This window comes from Pedobacter sp. GQ55, from assembly GCF_059758925.1.
Map to the genome: position 1 here is coordinate 141,497 of NZ_JCAXEI010000008.1, position 17,868 is coordinate 159,364.

At 38.6% G+C, this 17,868-nt stretch carries 23 protein-coding genes; 10 read left to right on the forward strand and 13 right to left on the reverse strand.

Annotated features, from left to right (window positions below; all coding sequences use genetic code 11):
- Window positions 1-28 precede the first annotated feature (28 nt).
- The 9 genes from frr to AC6CH7_RS19790 all read right to left on the reverse strand — a co-directional run bounded on the left by frr (window position 29) and on the right by AC6CH7_RS19790 (window position 5,820).
- Window positions 29-592 carry a ribosome recycling factor gene (gene frr / locus AC6CH7_RS19750; protein ID WP_048907907.1) on the reverse strand — a complete coding sequence of 188 codons (564 nt, stop codon included), beginning with the start codon at window positions 590-592 and terminating at the stop codon, window positions 29-31.
- A gap of 40 nt (window positions 593-632) precedes the next feature.
- The gene (gene pyrH, locus AC6CH7_RS19755) at window positions 633-1,340 is read right to left on the reverse strand and encodes a UMP kinase (protein WP_294872523.1); all 708 of its coding nucleotides are present in this window, start codon (window positions 1,338-1,340) and stop codon (window positions 633-635) included.
- 23 nt (window positions 1,341-1,363) lie between these two features.
- The gene (nagA, locus tag AC6CH7_RS19760; protein ID WP_498264356.1) at window positions 1,364-2,485 is read right to left on the reverse strand and encodes an N-acetylglucosamine-6-phosphate deacetylase; all 1,122 of its coding nucleotides are present in this window, start codon (window positions 2,483-2,485) and stop codon (window positions 1,364-1,366) included.
- A 129-nt stretch (window positions 2,486-2,614) separates the two neighbouring features.
- Entirely contained in the window at window positions 2,615-3,454 is an 840-nt protein-coding gene (gene tsf / locus AC6CH7_RS19765; protein WP_498264357.1) for a translation elongation factor Ts, read from the reverse strand.
- Between the two features lie 100 nt (window positions 3,455-3,554).
- On the reverse strand, window positions 3,555-4,385 hold the full coding sequence (gene rpsB / locus AC6CH7_RS19770; RefSeq protein ID WP_048907934.1) for a 30S ribosomal protein S2: 831 nt from the start codon (window positions 4,383-4,385) through the stop codon (window positions 3,555-3,557).
- A gap of 18 nt (window positions 4,386-4,403) precedes the next feature.
- Window positions 4,404-4,790: a 30S ribosomal protein S9 gene (rpsI, locus tag AC6CH7_RS19775; protein WP_048907935.1), complete on the reverse strand. Its 387-nt coding sequence runs from the start codon at window positions 4,788-4,790 to the stop codon at window positions 4,404-4,406.
- 11 nt (window positions 4,791-4,801) lie between these two features.
- The gene (rplM, locus tag AC6CH7_RS19780; RefSeq protein WP_048907936.1) at window positions 4,802-5,245 is read right to left on the reverse strand and encodes a 50S ribosomal protein L13; all 444 of its coding nucleotides are present in this window, start codon (window positions 5,243-5,245) and stop codon (window positions 4,802-4,804) included.
- Between the two features lie 243 nt (window positions 5,246-5,488).
- Window positions 5,489-5,677 (reverse strand): SDR family NAD(P)-dependent oxidoreductase, encoded by a 189-nt coding sequence (locus AC6CH7_RS19785; RefSeq protein ID WP_498264358.1) that lies wholly within the window; start codon window positions 5,675-5,677, stop codon window positions 5,489-5,491.
- Window positions 5,665-5,820 carry an L-rhamnose mutarotase gene (locus AC6CH7_RS19790; RefSeq protein ID WP_498264359.1) on the reverse strand — a complete coding sequence of 52 codons (156 nt, stop codon included), beginning with the start codon at window positions 5,818-5,820 and terminating at the stop codon, window positions 5,665-5,667. Before AC6CH7_RS19790 ends, AC6CH7_RS19785 begins: the two co-directional genes overlap by 13 nt.
- Window positions 5,821-6,371: 551 nt before the next feature.
- Between AC6CH7_RS19790 and AC6CH7_RS19795 the strand changes: the two genes are divergently transcribed.
- Genes AC6CH7_RS19795 through AC6CH7_RS19815 form a run of 5 tightly spaced genes read left to right on the forward strand, consistent with a single transcriptional unit; the run spans window position 6,372 to window position 9,693 of the window.
- Window positions 6,372-6,578: a YtxH domain-containing protein gene (locus tag AC6CH7_RS19795; RefSeq protein ID WP_498264360.1), complete on the forward strand. Its 207-nt coding sequence runs from the start codon at window positions 6,372-6,374 to the stop codon at window positions 6,576-6,578.
- Between the two features lie 10 nt (window positions 6,579-6,588).
- Entirely contained in the window at window positions 6,589-7,986 is a 1,398-nt protein-coding gene (locus AC6CH7_RS19800) for an MBL fold metallo-hydrolase (protein ID WP_498264361.1), read from the forward strand.
- A 27-nt stretch (window positions 7,987-8,013) separates the two neighbouring features.
- Window positions 8,014-8,703: a class I SAM-dependent methyltransferase gene (locus tag AC6CH7_RS19805; protein WP_498264362.1), complete on the forward strand. Its 690-nt coding sequence runs from the start codon at window positions 8,014-8,016 to the stop codon at window positions 8,701-8,703.
- A gap of 5 nt (window positions 8,704-8,708) precedes the next feature.
- On the forward strand, window positions 8,709-9,266 hold the full coding sequence (locus AC6CH7_RS19810; RefSeq protein ID WP_498264363.1) for a YeeE/YedE family protein: 558 nt from the start codon (window positions 8,709-8,711) through the stop codon (window positions 9,264-9,266).
- A 10-nt stretch (window positions 9,267-9,276) separates the two neighbouring features.
- Window positions 9,277-9,693, forward strand: a complete 417-nt coding sequence (locus tag AC6CH7_RS19815) for a DUF6691 family protein (protein ID WP_498264364.1) — start codon at window positions 9,277-9,279, stop codon at window positions 9,691-9,693.
- A gap of 1 nt (window position 9,694) precedes the next feature.
- Here AC6CH7_RS19815 and pepT read toward each other — a convergent pair whose 3' ends face one another.
- Window positions 9,695-10,948, reverse strand: a complete 1,254-nt coding sequence (gene pepT / locus AC6CH7_RS19820) for a peptidase T (RefSeq protein ID WP_498264459.1) — start codon at window positions 10,946-10,948, stop codon at window positions 9,695-9,697.
- 68 nt (window positions 10,949-11,016) lie between these two features.
- On the opposite strand from pepT, the gene AC6CH7_RS19825 reads away from it, so the two are divergent.
- From AC6CH7_RS19825 to AC6CH7_RS19835, 3 genes are read left to right on the forward strand one after another with little or no spacing between them, the layout of a single operon-like run.
- Window positions 11,017-11,664, forward strand: a complete 648-nt coding sequence (locus AC6CH7_RS19825; RefSeq protein ID WP_498264365.1) for a hypothetical protein — start codon at window positions 11,017-11,019, stop codon at window positions 11,662-11,664.
- Window positions 11,665-11,722: 58 nt separating this feature from the next.
- Complete coding sequence (locus AC6CH7_RS19830) at window positions 11,723-13,423, forward strand: M14 family metallopeptidase (protein WP_498264366.1); 1,701 nt, start codon at window positions 11,723-11,725, stop codon at window positions 13,421-13,423.
- Window positions 13,424-13,425: 2 nt separating this feature from the next.
- Window positions 13,426-14,043, forward strand: a complete 618-nt coding sequence (locus AC6CH7_RS19835; RefSeq protein WP_048907954.1) for a rhomboid family intramembrane serine protease — start codon at window positions 13,426-13,428, stop codon at window positions 14,041-14,043.
- Here AC6CH7_RS19835 and AC6CH7_RS19840 read toward each other — a convergent pair.
- On the reverse strand, window positions 14,040-15,008 hold the full coding sequence (locus tag AC6CH7_RS19840; RefSeq protein ID WP_498264367.1) for a hypothetical protein: 969 nt from the start codon (window positions 15,006-15,008) through the stop codon (window positions 14,040-14,042). The genes AC6CH7_RS19835 and AC6CH7_RS19840 overlap by 4 nt on opposite strands.
- Before the next feature lie 88 nt (window positions 15,009-15,096).
- On the opposite strand from AC6CH7_RS19840, the gene AC6CH7_RS19845 reads away from it, so the two are divergent.
- Window positions 15,097-16,134, forward strand: a complete 1,038-nt coding sequence (locus tag AC6CH7_RS19845; RefSeq protein ID WP_498264368.1) for a dipeptide epimerase — start codon at window positions 15,097-15,099, stop codon at window positions 16,132-16,134.
- Here the strand turns inward: AC6CH7_RS19845 and AC6CH7_RS19850 are convergent.
- A complete protein-coding gene (locus AC6CH7_RS19850) occupies window positions 16,124-16,309 on the reverse strand; it encodes a DUF6358 family protein (protein ID WP_048907957.1) in 186 nt (61 codons plus the stop codon). The two genes, AC6CH7_RS19845 and AC6CH7_RS19850, sit on opposite strands and share 11 nt — an antisense overlap.
- A gap of 3 nt (window positions 16,310-16,312) precedes the next feature.
- Window positions 16,313-16,630, reverse strand: coding sequence for a rhodanese-like domain-containing protein (locus AC6CH7_RS19855; protein ID WP_498264460.1), 318 nt, complete (start codon window positions 16,628-16,630; stop codon window positions 16,313-16,315).
- 148 nt (window positions 16,631-16,778) lie between these two features.
- Between AC6CH7_RS19855 and AC6CH7_RS19860 the strand changes: the two genes are divergently transcribed.
- Entirely contained in the window at window positions 16,779-17,864 is a 1,086-nt protein-coding gene (locus AC6CH7_RS19860; RefSeq protein WP_498264369.1) for a DUF4407 domain-containing protein, read from the forward strand.
- Window positions 17,865-17,868: the final 4 nt, after the last annotated feature.

Genomic DNA, 17,868 nt, shown 5'->3' on the forward strand with positions numbered 1-17,868 from the left:
TAATTTACGTATAAATTATAATCCTGACCTAAACAGTCATGATATCCTTCTCTTTTGCTTCGGCGTGTTTATCGATTTTCACTATGTAAGCATCGGTAATTTTTTGAACTTCAGCCTCACCTGTTTTGATCTCATCATCAGAAACACTTTCACCTTTCAATTTTTTAACCTTTTCGTTAGCATCTTTACGGATGTTACGAACAGTAATGCGGCCTCTTTCAGCTTCTTCTTTAACCTTTTTTACCAAATCTTTTCTACGCTCTTCAGTTAAAGGAGGAACAACCAAACGGATAATAATACCATCGTTTTGAGGGTTAATACCTATGTTGGCTTCCATAATTGCACGTTCAATAGGAACTAGCAAAGCTTTTTCCCAAGGCTGTATAAGCAATGTACGAGCATCAGGAGTATTGATACTTGCAACCTGGCTTAAAGGAGTAGGATTTCCGTAATAATCAACCATAATACCATCCAGCATACCAGCAGAAGCCTTTCCTGCACGGATTTTCGTCAGTTCCGACTCGCAGTGCAAAATGGCTTTTTCCATGGTAGCCTGAGCATCTTGTAATTGTTTCTTTATGAGGTCATTCATGATGTGTAAAATTTAACCAAACTTATATAAAATATTGCTATTAGTTTTTAACAAGAGTACCAATACCATCGCCATTTGCGATTTTCATGAAATTACCTGTTTTGTTCATATCAAAAACAATAATTGGGAGTTTATTTTCTTCGCAAAGCGTAAAGGCAGTCATATCCATTACGTTTAACCCATTAGCATAAACTTCTTTAAAAGTAATTTCAGAATATTTAGTAGCCGTAGGATCTTTCTCCGGATCAGCGGTATAAATACCATCAACACGGGTTCCTTTTAAAACAACATCTGCTTTTATCTCAATTGCGCGTAACGCAGCCGCAGAATCAGTAGTAAAATAAGGATTACCGGTACCTGCTCCAAAAATTACCACACGTCCTTTTTCAAGGTGGCGTACAGCTCTTCTGCGAATAAAAGGCTCACAGATCTGTTCCATTTTTATTGCGGTAAGCAACCTTGTTTTAAGACCTACTTTTTCAAGTGCATCTTGCAAGGCCATACTGTTAATTACCGTGGCTAGCATACCCATATAATCGGCTTGAGCACGGTCCATCCCAGATTTTTCAGCACTTAAACCTCTAAAAATATTACCACCACCGATAACAATTGCTATTTCAAGGCCTTTGGCATGTACTGCCTTAATGTCTTCAGCATATTGCCTTACAACCTCATTATCAATACCATACTGCTTATCGCCCATTAGCGATTCGCCACTTAATTTCAATAGGATCCGTTTATACTTCATGACTCCAAAAATAACTATTTGTTTTAATTAATAAGGCTCAAATGTTCAACTCCCTCTGCAAAAACTTTTAACAGGTCTAATTTTTCGGAAAGTAATACCAAATTGGCCTTATTTCCAACCTTTAAATTCCCCAGCTTAGCATCCAATTCCATAAGCCTTGCAGGGTTTCGCGTGGCTAAATTCAAGGCTTCTGCCAGTGGGATATCGCAGTGCGCTACACAGTTTTGTACCGCTTGTAACATTGTTATGTTAGATCCAGATAAAGTTCCATCTGGAGTAATGAATTTCTCACCAGAAAGCTGATGCTGATAAGGGCCGATATTACATGAAGTAACCGCATCAGTTATTAAAAACATTCTTTCTCTGAGCAGCTTGTAGCTCATTTTTACAATTTCAAAATCAACATGATTTCCATCTGCAATAATGCTTGCCATTGCTGTAGGGTGACTAAACACTGCCGCAGGCAAATTCGGTGACCTGTGATGGATAGAAGGCATCGCATTAAACAAGTGCGTTGTCGTTTTAAAACCCATATCATAGGCTGCAGTAGCTTGCTCAAAATTGGCATCGCTATGGCCTAATGATAATACGATGTCATTATCGAGCAAGTAATTTATAACCTCGTCATCCTGAAGTTCGGCCGCTATAGTCATCATTTTTACCGTACCATCTGCGTATTCAAGTAACCTTTTCACCTCATCAAGGGTCGCTCTACAAATGTATTTCTCAATATGGGCTCCTCTGCGCTTTGCGTTGATGTAAGGACCTTCCAAATGCAGGCCAAGAAATCCTTTGGCTTCGCTACGATAAGCTTTTGCCGCAGCGATAGACTGGTGAACAACCTCTGGAGTATTGGTTGCTACACAGGCTAAAAAGCCTGTAGTTCCTTTACTTAGCAAGTCTAAATCCATTTGCCTTAGGGTATCTGCTGTTGGGTAAGCAGAAAAAAGATCCTTCCCGCTACCGTAAATCTGAAGGTCAATAAAACCAGGACTTAGATAGCTTCCTTTGGCATCTACAGTTTCGTATCCGACTGGAATCTCTTCGGTGCCGATTTTTACGATCTCCCCCCCGTCAATTAAGATATTCTGACCTGCAACTAGCAGCCCATCCGCAAAGAACTTACAATTTTTAATAGCTAACATACAAATACAATTATGCCCCAAACTTAGACAAAACTTTTTTAGATTATAAAAAGGTATTATTAAATGTTTCTGGCACAAAAAAAGGTCCCTTGAAAACAAGGAACCTTTCTTATATCAAACTAAAAGCGATTAAGCTCCTAATTGTACACGTTTAAATGCAGTAACAGTTAAACCGTTAGCTGTATCATTTAAGAATTTACGAACATCTTTAGATGAATCTTTAACAAATTCCTGGTTTAATAAAGTACTGTCTTTGTAGAATTTATTCAATTTACCAGCAGCAATTTTTTCTACCATTTCTTCAGGTTTACCTTCAGCACGGATTTGTTCTTTAGCGATTTCAGTTTCACGCTCAATAGTAGTCGCATCAACATCCGCTTTATCTAAAGCAACTGGGTTCATTGCAGCAATTTGCATCGCAACATCTTTACCAGCTTCGTCAACACCAGCAACAGCTTGATTTAAAGCAACCAAAACACCTAAACGGTAGTTACCATGGATGTAAGGAACAACTTTCTCGCCTGATACTGTTTCGAATTTAGAGATACCGATTTTTTCACCGATTTTACCAGTGTTTTCGATAATGATATCAGAAACTTTCTGACCATCAACTTCTAAAGATAAAAGCTCTTCTAATGAAGCTGGGTTTTTATCGATAGCTAAATCAGTGAATTTATTAGCTAAAGCAACGAAATCAGCGTTTTTAGCAACAAAGTCAGTTTCGCAGTTTAATTCAACAACAACACCACGTTTGCCATCAGCTGTAGCTTTAGCAATAATAACTCCTTCGTTAGAATCACGATCCTGACGTGAAGCTGCTACTTTAGCCCCTTTTTTACGTAAGTAATCAACCGCAGCTTCGAAATCACCGTTAGCTTCGATTAATGCTTTTTTGCAGTCCATCATACCAGCACCGGTTTGTTGGCGCAATTTGTTTACATCTGCTGCAGAAATTTGTACTGTAGACATTTTATTTCCTTTTTAAGTTATTATCAAAAATTATGGGTTGTACGTGATTGTTGTAAGTAAACCTCCAACGCACAGCATACAACCCAAATTATATTATTAATTAAGCTTCTTCGCTTGTACCTTCTTCGGTTTCAGCTTCGCTACTTACTTTTTTTCTTCTTGCACCAGGAGCAGCAGCTTCAGGAGCATCAGCAGCAGCTTTAGCAGCTACAGCTTCTTTTTCAGTTTCTTCGTCTTTTTCACGCTTGCGTTCATCTAAACCTTCTTCAATTGCTTTGATGATAACATCAGTAATTAAAGAGATAGATTTAGTTGCATCATCATTCGCTGGGATTGGGAAATCGATGTTTGAAGGATCAGAGTTAGTATCCACCATTGCAAAAGTTGGAATGTTTAATTTCAACGCTTCGCTAACAGCGATGTGCTCTTTTTTAACGTCAATTAAAAAGATAGCCGCTGGTAAACGGTTTAAATCCGCGATACCACCTAATAAGCTTTCTAATTTGATACGCTCACGCTGAATCATTAACCGCTCCTTTTTAGAAAGGATTGAATAAGTACCGTCTTTAGTCATTTTATCGATGGTTACCATCTTTTTGATTGACTTACGTACGGTAGCAAAGTTAGTTAACATACCACCTAACCAACGTTCAGTTACGAAAGGCATGTTTACTTTTTTTGCTTGCTCAGCAACAATTTCTTTAGCTTGTTTCTTAGTCGCTACGAAAAGAATCTTACGACCAGATTTAACGATCTGTTTGATTGCTGAAGCAGCTTCTTCAGTTTTAGTTAAAGTTTTATTTAAATCTATAATGTGGATACCATTGCGCTCCATGAAAATGTAAGGCGCCATTTTTGGGTTCCATTTACGGGTAAGGTGACCAAAGTGTACACCTGCATCCAATAAGTCTTGATATGTAGTTCTTGCCATTGTTTTGTCTCCTTAAGATTAACGTTTACTGAATTGGAATTTCTTACGTGCTTTTTTACGTCCTGGTTTCTTACGTTCAACCATACGCATATCACGGGTCATTAACCCTTTAGCACGTAATGCTGGTTTTTTCTCAGCATCTAATTCAACAATAGCTTTAGCGATAGCTAAACGAACTGCTTCTGCCTGACCTTTAACACCTCCACCAGCTACGTTTACATTTACATCATACTGACCAACTAGTTCAGAAACTTCGAACGATTGGTTAACGATGTATTGTAATGGTAACGTTGGGAAATATACTTTGTGGTCTTTACCATTTACGGTAATAGTGCCGTTGCCTTCTTTTAAATAGATACGTGCAACAGCTGTTTTTCTTCTTCCTGAAGTGTTTGTAACTGACATTTCTTCTTTAATTAAAGTTTAATGGTTTTTGGTGATTGTGCCTCGTGCGGATGCTCTGAACCTGCGTAAACATATAAGTTGGTGTATAATTTAGCACCAAGTTTAGTTTTAGGTAACATACCACGAACAGCTTTCTCGATAACACGTTTTGGGTGTTTAGCCATTAACTCTTTTGGAGAAATGAAACGCTGACCACCTGGGTATCCGGTGTAAGAAGTATAAATTTTCTCTGAAAATTTATTTCCGGTCAACTTAACCTTGTCTGCATTAATAACGATCACGTTATCACCGCAGTCTACGTGTGGGGTATACTCAGGCTTGTTTTTACCACGGATGATCATTGCGATCTTCGATGACAAGCGCCCCAAAATCTCGCCTTGTGCGTCAACAACAACCCACTGTTTGTTAACAGTTTTTGCATTGGCAGAGACAGTTTTGTAACTTAACGTATTCACTTGCTTGTATTTAATTTGTTTAACAATTATTTATTCCCCCTAAATTTTAGGGACTGCAAAGATAGTGTAATATCTTTAATTGTCAAACAGTTGAAGAAATATTATTAGAATAATAACAGGAAACCCTCTCCGTCAAAAATTTTTAAGGGATGTTTATGCGATCTTAATACGATGTTTATACAATCAAAAACCGTTTAAACCTTGTTTTTCAATTGTGTAATTAAAGCTTAATCCGGCTCTCTCTTACAGACCTATTTCTCCAACAAGGCTACTTGTATTCAAAATACATTCTTTAGATTCTTTTAATGCTTCAAATCCATATCGGGTTGTATAGAGTATACTCTTCAAATTCACATTCATCAAATTTTCCCATTCCTCATCGCTGGTCTCATGCAAAGGTTTAGACGGCAAGGATCGGTTTATTTCCACCATCGCTGGGTTTCGGGGTCATCATCCATCTTCTTCATATCGGCGTCAAAATCGGCACCTGTATATTCAGAATAGCTGAACAAATAATAGGCATCACCTATCTTTTCCAGGTAGATTGAATAATTCCTGATGTTACCTTGCTCCAAACAATGCACTATACTTCTGTTTTAATTAATTATTCTATTGCTTAAACCAAAGAAAAACACTAGGCGATAAGATCTCCAGAACAGCGTTAAGGGCGGGAGATAAGCAATAGTACACTTTGAATTATTATCCCTGTAATTAAACAGGCACTAATGACAATGTATAGCCAGCTATTCCCAAAATAGTCATGTTCAAATGAAGACGCGATTACATTGTAGGTCCATACTGCCAAAAAACCAGCAAACACCAACACTGGCAGTCCTAATATAAGATGTATCACATTGGGTTTTATTTCCTTCTCGGCATTCCTGATGGTGAATGCGCTAAAAGCAATTAATATGAAAATCCCAAGCATTGTATAAGATGCGCTGTTTAGCAAGTAGAACAAAAAGTATACAATAGCTAACACAATATTTATATAAGATATGGATCTTAACATCTGCTAAAGATACTGATTCAATTGCAGGGACCGCAGCCCATAGATTAAGAAAAATGTAAAACAAGAGAACCATTCGGCTCTATTTTTGTTTAACTTTCATAAAAGAATATCATTATGAAGAAAGAAACTAAAATAATTGCAGGTATATTGGCAGGAGTAGCTCTTGGCACAGCAATAGCAGTAATACTATCATCAGATAAAGATGGTGAAATGAAAGGCAAAGTAACCGATTGGTTCTGCGATTTATTAGATTCTTCTAAAGACAAACTTGCAGATGTTTCAGATAAGGTGAAGGATACTATTTCAAAAGTAAGAGCATAATATATTCTGAATGAAGATTGCTTTTCATGGTGCAGCACGTGCTGTAACTGGTAGTAAACACCTTATTACCCTAAATAACAAGACTCAAATTTTATTGGACTGCGGCCTTTTTCAAGGCATGGGCGACATTACAGAGGGCTTAAATGAATCCTTCGGCTTTGATCCTGCAAAGGTCACCTACCTGATTTTATCTCATGCACACATAGACCATTGCGGATTGCTACCAAAGTTGGTTTCGGAAGGTTTTAATGGTCCTATATATTGCACCCCTGCAACGCGTGATCTGGCCAGGATCTTATTACTGGATTCGGCAAAAATACAAATGCAGGATGCAGAATATGCAAACAGGAAAATTAAGCGCGTAGAAGATCAGGAAATGCCGCTGTACACAGATAGGGATGTTAACAAAACGCTTAGTCTGTTTAAAACGGTTCCATATGATCAGGATTTTGAGATAGACCTTAACATAACCCTGCGCTTTACCGATGCAGGACACATTGTTGGCAGCGCAGCTGTACATCTAAAAATAACTGAAGATGGTAAGATAACGCATATCACGTTTAGCGGAGACGTAGGCCGCTATGGTGATTTGCTGCTAAAAAGCCCACAAACATTTCCTCAGGCCGATTATATCATCATGGAATCTACATACGGCGATTCCCTACATGTAGACCTGGAGCCAATAGAGAACATGTTATTGCAAATTATCAAGAATACATGCGAGGTTAAAAAAGGAAAAGTAATTATACCGGCTTTTAGTGTAGGTCGTACTCAGGAACTACTTTATGCACTAAACGGACTCGAGCTTAAAAATCAATTACCAGATGTTCGATATTATGTAGACAGCCCCCTTTCACTTGAAGCAACCCAGGTGTTAAAAGACCATCCTGAAGTATACAACAATGGCGTTAAAGAGGTTTTCAAAATAGATCATGATATCTTCGATTTCAAAGGTTTAAAATTTATAGAGAGTGTTGAAGAGTCGAAAGCGCTGAATGGTGATGATCGCCCTTGCGTAATTATATCCTCATCCGGAATGGCAGAGGGCGGCAGGATCAGACATCACATTAGAAACAACGTCAGCGATCGGAAAAACACCATTTTAATGGTCGGTTATGCAACGGCTAATTCTTTAGCCGGAAGATTAATTGCCGGACAAAAAAGAGTGTGGCTATTTGGTCAGGAGTATGATGTGCAAGCCGAAGTCCGCTCTATAAAATCCATGAGTGCACACGGTGATTATGAAGATCTATTACAATTTTTATCGGTACAAGACCCATCAAAAGTTAAACAGCTATTTCTTGTTCATGGGGAATATGAAGTACAGCAAAAATTTGCGCAACGCATAATCGGCAATGGCTTTAAAAGTGTAAACATTCCCGAATATCATCAGGAGTTTCAATTATAACAGGCAAAGGTTTTTATCTTTGCCTTTATGGATGTTTTCGGTGAAGCTTTAAAAGATCAATTTACAAAACCACCCGCTGAAACTTTATGGGTGCATAATTCCTATGATGAACCGGAGGAGATGCCGGTAGATGTTTACTTTAGAGGTGAAGATGAAATGCCAGAATTGGAGCTTAAGGCTTTAGCACTGTGTAATGGAAAAGTACTTGATGTTGGTGCTGGCGTGGGAAGTCATGCCCTCATTTTGCAAAAACGCGGGCTAAATGTAACCGGGATGGATATTTCTGCTCCTGCCGTTACCATTATGAAACAACGCGGGTTAAAACAGGCCATCGAAGGAAACATACTTACCTATAAAGAAGATACTTACGACACGCTCCTCTTTATGATGAATGGCATTGGCCTTACAGGGTCAATTGCAGGACTGAAAGCTTTTTTAAAGCACGTTAAACACTTACTAAACCCCGGCGGCCAACTGGTATTTGATAGTTCCGACCTATCCTATCTCTATCAGGAAATACCCTTTCCTCTTAACGGCTATTATGGAGAGGTGAGTTTCAGATACGAATATAAAAGCATTAAAGGCAATTGGTTTAAATGGGTATATGTAGACCAAAAGACACTTAAAGATATTGCTCAGCAATCGGGCTGGGATGCCGAAATAATTTTTGAAGACGATCACGATCAATATTTAGCACGGTTAACATCAAACGAATAAACATTATGTTTGAACTTATTAAACAACCATGGCCATGGTATACATCAGGCCTGGCCATCAGTTTTATAATGGTAATTCTGATCTTTTTTGGCAAATCCTTTGGCTTTTCATCAAACCTGCGTACCATGTGCAGCATGCTTGGAGCAGGCAAATGGGTGAGTTTTTTTAATTTTGACTGGAAAGCACAGCGATGGAACTTACTTTTCCTGATTGGCTCCGTAATTGGCGGTTTCATTTCTGCGAACTGGCTTCAGTCAGATGTTCCTTTAAATTTATCGCAGGCAACAATTCAGGATCTTCAAAAGCTTAATATTCAGTTTGACGGAAATATAGTGCCTTCACAATTATTTAACTGGGATTTTCTGGCAACAGGAAAAGGACTGCTGATTTTTCTTGGAGGCGGTTTTTTAATTGGTTTTGGAACACGTTATGCAGGCGGCTGTACATCGGGGCATGCCATTAGCGGCTTGTCTAACCTGCAAATTCCTTCTCTTATTGCGGTCATCGGCTTCTTTATTGGCGGCCTGGTGATGACTCACTTAATTTTTCCACTTCTATTTTAATCCTTAACTCATGATGAAATCAGTTAAATACATCCTTGCCGGCACGCTGTTTGGCATTATTATGAGTAAATCAGAAGCCATTTCCTGGTATCGCATTCAGGAAATGTTCCGGTTCCAATCATTCCATATGTTTGGCATTATGAGTACCGCTGTAATTACAGGCGTAATTGCGGTTTGGCTAATGAAAAAAATGAAATCCCGTGATGTTGAAGGAAAGCCAATTTCATTTACAGATAAGGAAAAATCATGGCGCCGATACTTATTTGGCGGCACCATTTTTGGATTGGGATGGGCACTTACCGGCGCTTGTCCGGGCCCAGTTTTTGTGCTGCTCGGACAAGGCTACCTGGTGATGATCGTAGTAATAATTGGCTCACTATTGGGCACCTTTGTTTACGGATTATTAAAAACCCGTTTACCGCATTAGCCTAAGCTTTTTCTTCCCAAATGGAGGCAATATTTACAATGGTTTGAACTGCTTTTTCCATGTCTTGTACCGATGCCCACTCTTGTTTGCCATGAAAAGCATGCTCTCCGGCAAAAATATTAGGACAAGGCAAGCCCATAAATGAAAGTCGTGAACCATCAGTACCACCTCTGATACTTTGTTGCTTAGGCACAATTCCCGCTCTTTTAATAGCTTCAATACCGTATTCAATTACCTGAGGATATTGATCCAATACCTGTTTCATATTACGGTACTGAGGGGTTATTTTTAGCTCATAGGTAGCGTTTGGAAAATCTTCAATAATATTTTGAACTGTGGCGTCCAATAATTCTCCATTAGCACTTAATTCTTCATCATTAAAAGCGCGAAGAATAAAACGTGCCTCGGCCCGCTCTACACTTCCACCAAAAGTAACTGGATGGATAAACCCTTCTTTAAGCTCTGTCGACTCAGGAGAAAGACAATCTGCAGGTAACGCACTAATTACGTCAGATAAGATCTTTATGGCGCTTTCCATTTTCCCTTTCGCAAAGCCTGGATGCGTACTCACACCGTTTATGGTTAGTACGGCTCCGTCCGCAGAAAATGTTTCATCTTCTATTGAGCCTAAAGTTTCGCCATCAATTGTATACGCAAAATCAGCACCAAGCTTTTTCAAATCTGCTTCATCCACCCCGCGGCCAATCTCTTCATCAGGTGTAAACAGGATTCTGATTTTTCCGTGTTTAATTTCAGGATGCGATATTAAAAAGGAAGCAGCTTCCATGATCTCGGCAAGTCCGGCCTTGTTGTCCGCTCCAAGAAGTGTCGTTCCGCTTGCAGTAATAATATCATTCCCTATCTGATCTTTTAAATCTGGATGTTCTTCCATTTTTAAAATGATAGATTCATCATCAGGAAGTATCAGATCCTGTCCTTGATAATTGGAATGAATAATGGGTTTCACATTTTTCCCGCTGCAATCAGGAGAAGTATCCATGTGCGAACAAAAACAAATTACAGGAACCTCTTTTTCTGTAGTAGCAGGTATCGTTGCGTATACATAACCAAAATCGTCAAGATGCGCATCTATAATTCCCATTTCCAAAAGTTCTGCAACAAGAACCTTTCCCAGGTCCTTTTGTTTGGCTGTTGATGGAGTGGTTTCAGATAACGGGTCTGATTGTGTATCAATTTGAACGTACTTTGTGAACCTACCTTGAAGTGTTTTGTTATTATTTTGATATTTTAGCATATTCATATAGAAAAAAACAAAGTTATATATAAGATTACTAAATAGGTTCGAAACTTAAACAAGAAACTTTGAAAACAATATTTACCTCACTCCTGGCTCTTTTACTTTGTTTAACAGCTACAGCGCAATCTAACTTTTACAAACTTAGTCTGGGTGGTGGTGGCGGTCTTACCCAATCATTTACAGACTATGAAAAGCACCAGTTTGGAAAGTCTATTTACGGTGTCGGTGAATTCTTTTTCACTCCTTTCATTAGTCTTGGCGGAGAAGGGCAGATAGGCCGGATTAAAGGTGAAAGCAGAGATCCTGCCTTTGGGGCACCACAATTTGTTAACGCTTACAAATCATTAACAATTAATACGAAACTCTACTTGGGCGCTTTAATTGATTATAAAAGAAATGCTTTTTCTAACACTATAAAAGGGTTATATATGGGCGTTGGTCTGGGAGGGATATTAAATAACATAAGCGGCGCCGAAACGCCGAAAACAAAAGACATCATTATACCTCTTAATATTGGATACACTTATTATTTCCCTAATAAGGCCGGCTACTATAGATATGGGATCAATGCAAACTATCAAAGTACCATTAGCCTTGATGGAGGGATAGATGGAAGAGAAGAAGCTTCCCATACAGACATTTACACTTACTTTTCTATTGGGATCAGGTATCAATTTGGGCCAATGGGACTTTCTACAAAAACACTGTATTAAACCGGCATCACCAACGCTAATGAAGCCCTACCTCATCATCTTACTTTTATTAATCGCTATGGATACATCAGCACAATTAACGCCATACGAATTAAGTGGCAAAAAAGAAACTACAACTTATTATGAAGCCATTAAGCACTATGAACAATTAGATAAGACATACGAACAGGCAAAGTTGCTGAGTTATGGGAACACTGACTTTGGTAAGCCTCTGCACCTTTTGGTTTTATCAAAAGACAAAATATTTGACCCTATTGCCATAAGAAAAAGCAACAAGCGTATTTTGCTAATAAACAATGGCATACACCCAGGAGAGCCCGAAGGTATAGATGCCAGCATGATGCTGGCCAGAGATTTATTGAAACGAGATTTATTACCTAAAGACTTGGTGATCTGTATCATCCCTATTTATAATATAGATGGCAGCTTTAACCGAACAGGTACATCCAGAGCAAACCAAAATGGCCCTGCGGCTTATGGCTTTAGGGGAAATAGTAAAAATTACGACCTGAACAGGGATTTCATAAAGACTGATTCTAAAAATTCTTACTCCTTTCAGGAAATCTTTAATCGCTGGCAACCGGAAATATTCGTAGATACACACACCAGTAATGGTGCAGACTACCAATATGTAATGACCCTGATTCCAACACATAAAGACAAGTTAAACCCTATCCTATCCGGATACATGACTAAAACCATGCTACCATCTCTATATGCAGGAATGAAAAAAGCTGGTTATGAGATGATCCCTTATGTAAATTCTGTTGAAGAAACACCAGACGCCGGGATTACAGGTTTTTTAGAATCGGCCAGGTATTCTACCGGATACACAACACTGCACAATACAATTGGCTTTATGCCAGAAACACATATGCTGAAAGATTATCATAATAGGGTTGATGCAACATATCGGCTTTTGCAGATCTATATCGACGTAGTAGTCCGGGATGCAAAAGTAATTGGGGAGAATAAACAAAAAGCAGATGAGGAAACTGCAAAACAAACAGCCTTTCCTATAGAATGGAAACTCAATGAAAATCTGGCAGAAGATCTGGAGTTTAAAGGGTATACGGCAAAACAAAAACCAAGTGTGGTAAGCGGATTAGATCGGCTGTATTATGACAGAAATGAGCCTTACACGAAAACCATAAAGTACTGGAATACTTATCAGCCGTCTGTTACCGTTACAAAGCCGCTTGCGTACGTTATCCCAAAGGCCTGGGACAAAATAATTGGCCTTCTGAAGCTTAACAATGTAAAAGTACAGCAACTGCAGAAAGATACTCAAATCGATATTGAGTCGTACTACATCACCGACTACAAAACAGTAAATAGTCCATTTGAAGGGCACTACCTGCATTCTAATGTAAAGGTCAACCCTATAAAACAGACCTTGCAGTTTTATGAAGGCGACTATGTGGTTTATACAAACCAGCCCGTTAACAGATATATCATTGAAACACTCGAACCCCAAGCAATGGATTCCTTCTTTAACTGGAATTTCTTTGATGCTATACTAGGAATGAAAGAGCATTTCAGTGCTTACATTTTTGAGGATACTGCAGCCGAACTATTAAAGCAAAATCCCGAGCTAAAGAAAAAACTTGAGGCTCAAAAGGCTAAAGACAGCAGTTTAGGTAAAAAAGCTGAGGCACAGCTTGACTTTGTCTATAAAAATTCTGATTATTACGAAAAAACTCACTCCCGATACCCCATAGCCCGTCTGGTAAACGACACTAAATTAATCCTTAAATAAGAATGGAATACCTTCAGCATACACCAGTAGCCTCAATAATTTTTGTTTTTACTATTATAACAAGTATATACGCATTTAATGACCCTGGGTTATTCGGTAAGTTTATGTTACACCCGTATAGTGTGTCGCGCAAGCATAAGGTTTATACCCTTGTAACAAGTGGATTAATTCATGCCGATTGGATGCACTTGATTTTTAATATGATGACCTTCTTTTTCTTTGCTTTTCAACTCGAGGCAATGATAGGTTCATGGCAATTTGGTGTAGTCTATTTTATGGGTCTAATTTTAAGCGACATACCATCTGTCATAAAACATAAAAACGACATGTGGTACAATAGTTTGGGCGCATCAGGAGCAATAAGCGCTGTATTGTTTAGCTACATTCTATTTCAACCGTTTTCTTCTATGATCATATTTCCTCTTCCTATTCCAATATGGGCGATCATATTTGGCCCATTATACCTGTTGTATTGCGTGTATGCATCCAGACAATCTAGAGACAACATAAACCACGATGCACACTTTTTTGGCGCACTTGCAGGTTTAATTGTTACCGTGCTAATTGTTCCAGGAGCAATCCCTCACTTCTTAAGTCAGCTAATGGCAAAAATAGGTTAAGTAGCAGATGGTAAGCTAGATGGATTAAAATAGCTGATTGGATTTGTTGGGTCTTTAATGATTTCGAAAAGTGTGTGATCCCATGGCTTCCAAAAATCCTGTAATACCTGAGCATAGGTTTTGTGTTGCCAATGATCAAAAAGAGCTTTATTCAAAGTCCCCCTTAATGGCATCGCATCAATATAAATAGAACCTTCAACTGGTAATATTGCATATTCCGGCAACCTGTTAAATAAATATGCCGAATAAAAAAATCTTGCACAAAGCTCTTCAAATTGTTGGGGTGATAACGCCGCATTTCCAATCTGATCCAGCAATTCCTGATGGTATTTTTTATTCGTTCCATTATCCTGCAGACAGGCAACAATACCAAAGTCCTTCAATTTCAAAGAAAAAGTCATTGTATTGATTTCATCCCTAAAACTAAAGGCTGTATCCTGCTGCTCCAGTGGAACTACGACAATGGACCAGGGTGTAAAATCTTCAAATACCACATCAGTATAAATTCCCTGAATCATGGTATGTAAATTGCCGAATTTATGCATCAGTCCCTGCGACATATTTACTCCATCAGCACTTAATTGTTGCTGACGAACAGCAGCATGCATTTCTACATAAATAAGGCTATACATGAACTTCCCAATCCACCTAAACAGCTCAACCTCTTCAAGCTTAGAAACAGCCTGATATCCCTTTAGAAAAGCATTAGAGATCTTCTCTTCCAGGGGCTCAATGAAATGAGTTAACACTTCCGTATTACATGGAACTTTTAAGCTATTGTATGAACGAATACTCTCATCAAGCAGTTTAATCTGCTCCTCTCCGCTAAAGTTGGCCACTTTTAAAAGCCACTCTGGCAAAATACCAATCTCTGTTACAGGCGTAGAAAATGTATCTCCACTAAGAAAGCAGTTTTTATACTTAAAATCGAAGTTTTTAAACGGTTGATATATTGTGCTATTCATACAAGGCGCAATATTAGGCATATTATTTTTACATTAGCAGCAGCTCCTATTTTTTTAACTTTGATATTACTTAAAGCTTTTTTAGCTCATGCAGGTAAACGCCAAACCATATCAACTGGAATTAAAACATCCATTCTCTATAGCTAAATTCTCAAGAACAAGCACTCCGGTTATGCTGATAAAGCTTAGACACGAAGGAATTGATGGGTATGGTGAAGCATCAATGGTTCCTTACATGGGCGAAAGTGTAGAAAGTGCGACTGCCTTTTTAAACAAAGTGGATTGGAAAAGATTCACCTATCCTTTTAATTTCAGTGAAATAATAGAATATCTGGACAAAATTGAAAGCGGTCACCCTGCTATAAAAGCCGCTATAGATATTGCGTTGAATGACATAAATGGAAAAATTTTAAACAAACCATGTTATGAGATTTACGGTGCAAATCCGCTAAAAATGCCGCTAACGTCTTATACCATTGGCATAGATACTCCGGATGTTTTAAGGGAAAAAGTTGCAGATGCCGAAGGATTTAAAGTGCTAAAAATAAAACTGGGCAGAGACAACGACAAAGAGCTTATCAATACCATTAGAAGCGTAAGTAATTTACCCCTGTATATTGATGCTAATCAAGGTTGGAAAGACAAAACTGAAGCTATAGATATGATTTATTGGCTGCATGACAAAGGGGCTTTGCTGATAGAACAGCCAATGGACAAAACCAACCTGGAGGGAAATGCCTGGCTAACAGGCAGAAGTCCTATCCCCATACTAGCCGACGAAGCAGTACAACGTTTATCAGACATGGACGGATTAAAAGGTGCTTATCATGGCATAAACATAAAACTGATGAAAAGTGCAGGTATGTACGAGGCCCATCAAATGATCCTTAAGGCACGTTCTTTTGGAATGAAAATCCTGATTGGTTGCATGAGCGAAACATCTTGCGCCACGCAGGCAGGAGTTGCCCTTGCTCCTTTATGCGACTGGGCAGATCTGGATGGTCCATGGCTAACCAAAAACAATCCTTTTAAAGCTCCGGAAATGGTAGCTGGTAAATATTTATTAAAATACCTTCCAGGTCTTGGCCTGGAAGGTATTCCCGAAGATCTTTTTGTTACTTCTTAAGATTACTTCTCATCTCTTTTATGAGCTGAAGCTTTTGATATAGAAAAAACCCCGCAGTAACCACAAAAAGTGCCACGAATAGATATTTCTCATTTTTAAAAGCCCAAAATATCCCATAACCCGACAGGATAACCCCCAGATTATAAAAAACGTTTAAAGCGATTTTCTTACCCATATCCTAGTAAACAGGCATATCAGGATCAAACGCCTCTTGCCATGCCAGAATGCCTCCTTTAAGGTTGTACAAATTGGTTAAACCAAGTTGTTGCTCCAATTGCGTTACAGCCGCAGCACTTCTTTTACCACTTCTGCACTGCATAATTACTGGTTTATCAGTAGCTACTTTATCTGCTTCAATTAAAATACCTCCCAAAGGGATATTCAACCCGTTAAGGTTTGATGTTTCATACTCAAATGGCTCCCTAACATCGATCAATTGAAAATCTTCGTTATTATCAATCTTTGCTTTAAGCTCCTCAACCGTTATTTCCTTAATCATATTATTTCGATTTTTTCAAACTTAGATAAAGTTACGCAAGTATCCATAATTGTGGCGGGAAACATTACAAAAAAGTGAATAACTGTAACAACTAAGTGTGTCAGGCGTTTAATAGTAAGTCTTTGCTAACTTTGGTTGTAACATCATGAATTCAATATCACGTTTCTTTTGGTTTTGTTCAGGAGTACACATTGCTACCCTGGAAAAACATCCTACGGAGCAGAATAAATATGTGGGCATCGGAGCCACCATTTTCTTTACCGGATTGTTTGCCGCACTTTCTGGTGGGTATGCCATGTATTTCGTTTTTAAAGGCGATTCAACGGCACTCCCTTTTGCCTTTCTTTTCGGGTTAATATGGGGACTCGCTATTTTCAATATGGATCGTTATATCGTGTCAAGCATTAATAAAAGTGCTTCCACCGGCAAACAGCTATTACAAGCCACTCCACGTATTCTATTGGCCATCATGATCGGGATTGTTATATCCCGCCCACTGGAATTAAAAATATTCGACAAGGAGATCAAAGAACGTTTAAAGGTGACTTATTTAAACAATCAACGGTCTAAAATCGACACGTTGAACGTAGCCTTTGGCAACAAGTATAAAATCGAACTGGCTAAACTGAAAGAAACTAAGGCTCAGCGCGACTCCATGGAGAGCGCAATAAAGACAGACCGACAAAAGCTAAACTTCGAAATTTTTGGGAACAAAACAACTGAAACTTCCGGAATTATGGGGTATGGACCATACGCCAAAAGAAAAGAAGCAGAATTGAAACAGCGGGAACAAGATTTGGACACACTTTCAGCGGGCGTTAGAACACTTGAGGATTTTGTAGATGGTCGAAAGCAGTTTGATGGCCTGATGAGTGAGAAACTATATACCAGCAAACAACTGGATAGCTTAACCAGTATTGCAGGCTTTGCCGACAGGAACTCTGCCTTAGGTCAGTTAAGTATTGGTCCAAATGGTAAAAAAGATGTAAATACTTCACTCGCGATAACGTTTATTGGCTTGTTATTTATTTTCTTTGAATGCTTACCTGTTTTTGTTAAATTGATGAGCAGTAGAGGACCATATGACAGATCTGTAGAAAATATAGAAACTGCCCAGATGTACGAATCTGATAAAGACAAAGACTATGAGATAACTGTTATCGATGGCGTTCATGACACACGTGTTTCAACAGAGATAAACAAAAGAAAAAACGCATTGAATTCTAACTAACATA

Coding starts and splice junctions, on each gene's coding strand:
- pepT (WP_498264459.1), bottom strand. CDS start 10,948: ATGCTAAAATATCAAAATAATAACAAAACACTTCAAGGTAGGTTCACA.
- AC6CH7_RS19795 (WP_498264360.1), top strand. CDS start 6,372: ATGAAGAAAGAAACTAAAATAATTGCAGGTATATTGGCAGGAGTAGCT.
- tsf (WP_498264357.1), bottom strand. CDS start 3,454: ATGTCTACAGTACAAATTTCTGCAGCAGATGTAAACAAATTGCGCCAA.
- AC6CH7_RS19810 (WP_498264363.1), top strand. CDS start 8,709: ATGTTTGAACTTATTAAACAACCATGGCCATGGTATACATCAGGCCTG.
- AC6CH7_RS19860 (WP_498264369.1), top strand. CDS start 16,779: ATGAATTCAATATCACGTTTCTTTTGGTTTTGTTCAGGAGTACACATT.
- rpsB (WP_048907934.1), bottom strand. CDS start 4,385: ATGGCAAGAACTACATATCAAGACTTATTGGATGCAGGTGTACACTTT.
- AC6CH7_RS19840 (WP_498264367.1), bottom strand. CDS start 15,008: ATGAATAGCACAATATATCAACCGTTTAAAAACTTCGATTTTAAGTAT.
- AC6CH7_RS19815 (WP_498264364.1), top strand. CDS start 9,277: ATGATGAAATCAGTTAAATACATCCTTGCCGGCACGCTGTTTGGCATT.
- AC6CH7_RS19800 (WP_498264361.1), top strand. CDS start 6,589: ATGAAGATTGCTTTTCATGGTGCAGCACGTGCTGTAACTGGTAGTAAA.
- AC6CH7_RS19850 (WP_048907957.1), bottom strand. CDS start 16,309: ATGGGTAAGAAAATCGCTTTAAACGTTTTTTATAATCTGGGGGTTATC.
- AC6CH7_RS19830 (WP_498264366.1), top strand. CDS start 11,723: ATGGATACATCAGCACAATTAACGCCATACGAATTAAGTGGCAAAAAA.
- AC6CH7_RS19805 (WP_498264362.1), top strand. CDS start 8,014: ATGGATGTTTTCGGTGAAGCTTTAAAAGATCAATTTACAAAACCACCC.
- AC6CH7_RS19845 (WP_498264368.1), top strand. CDS start 15,097: ATGCAGGTAAACGCCAAACCATATCAACTGGAATTAAAACATCCATTC.
- AC6CH7_RS19835 (WP_048907954.1), top strand. CDS start 13,426: ATGGAATACCTTCAGCATACACCAGTAGCCTCAATAATTTTTGTTTTT.
- pyrH (WP_294872523.1), bottom strand. CDS start 1,340: ATGAAGTATAAACGGATCCTATTGAAATTAAGTGGCGAATCGCTAATG.
- nagA (WP_498264356.1), bottom strand. CDS start 2,485: ATGTTAGCTATTAAAAATTGTAAGTTCTTTGCGGATGGGCTGCTAGTT.
- frr (WP_048907907.1), bottom strand. CDS start 592: ATGAATGACCTCATAAAGAAACAATTACAAGATGCTCAGGCTACCATG.
- AC6CH7_RS19785 (WP_498264358.1), bottom strand. CDS start 5,677: ATGGTGGAAATAAACCGATCCTTGCCGTCTAAACCTTTGCATGAGACC.
- rpsI (WP_048907935.1), bottom strand. CDS start 4,790: ATGTCAGTTACAAACACTTCAGGAAGAAGAAAAACAGCTGTTGCACGT.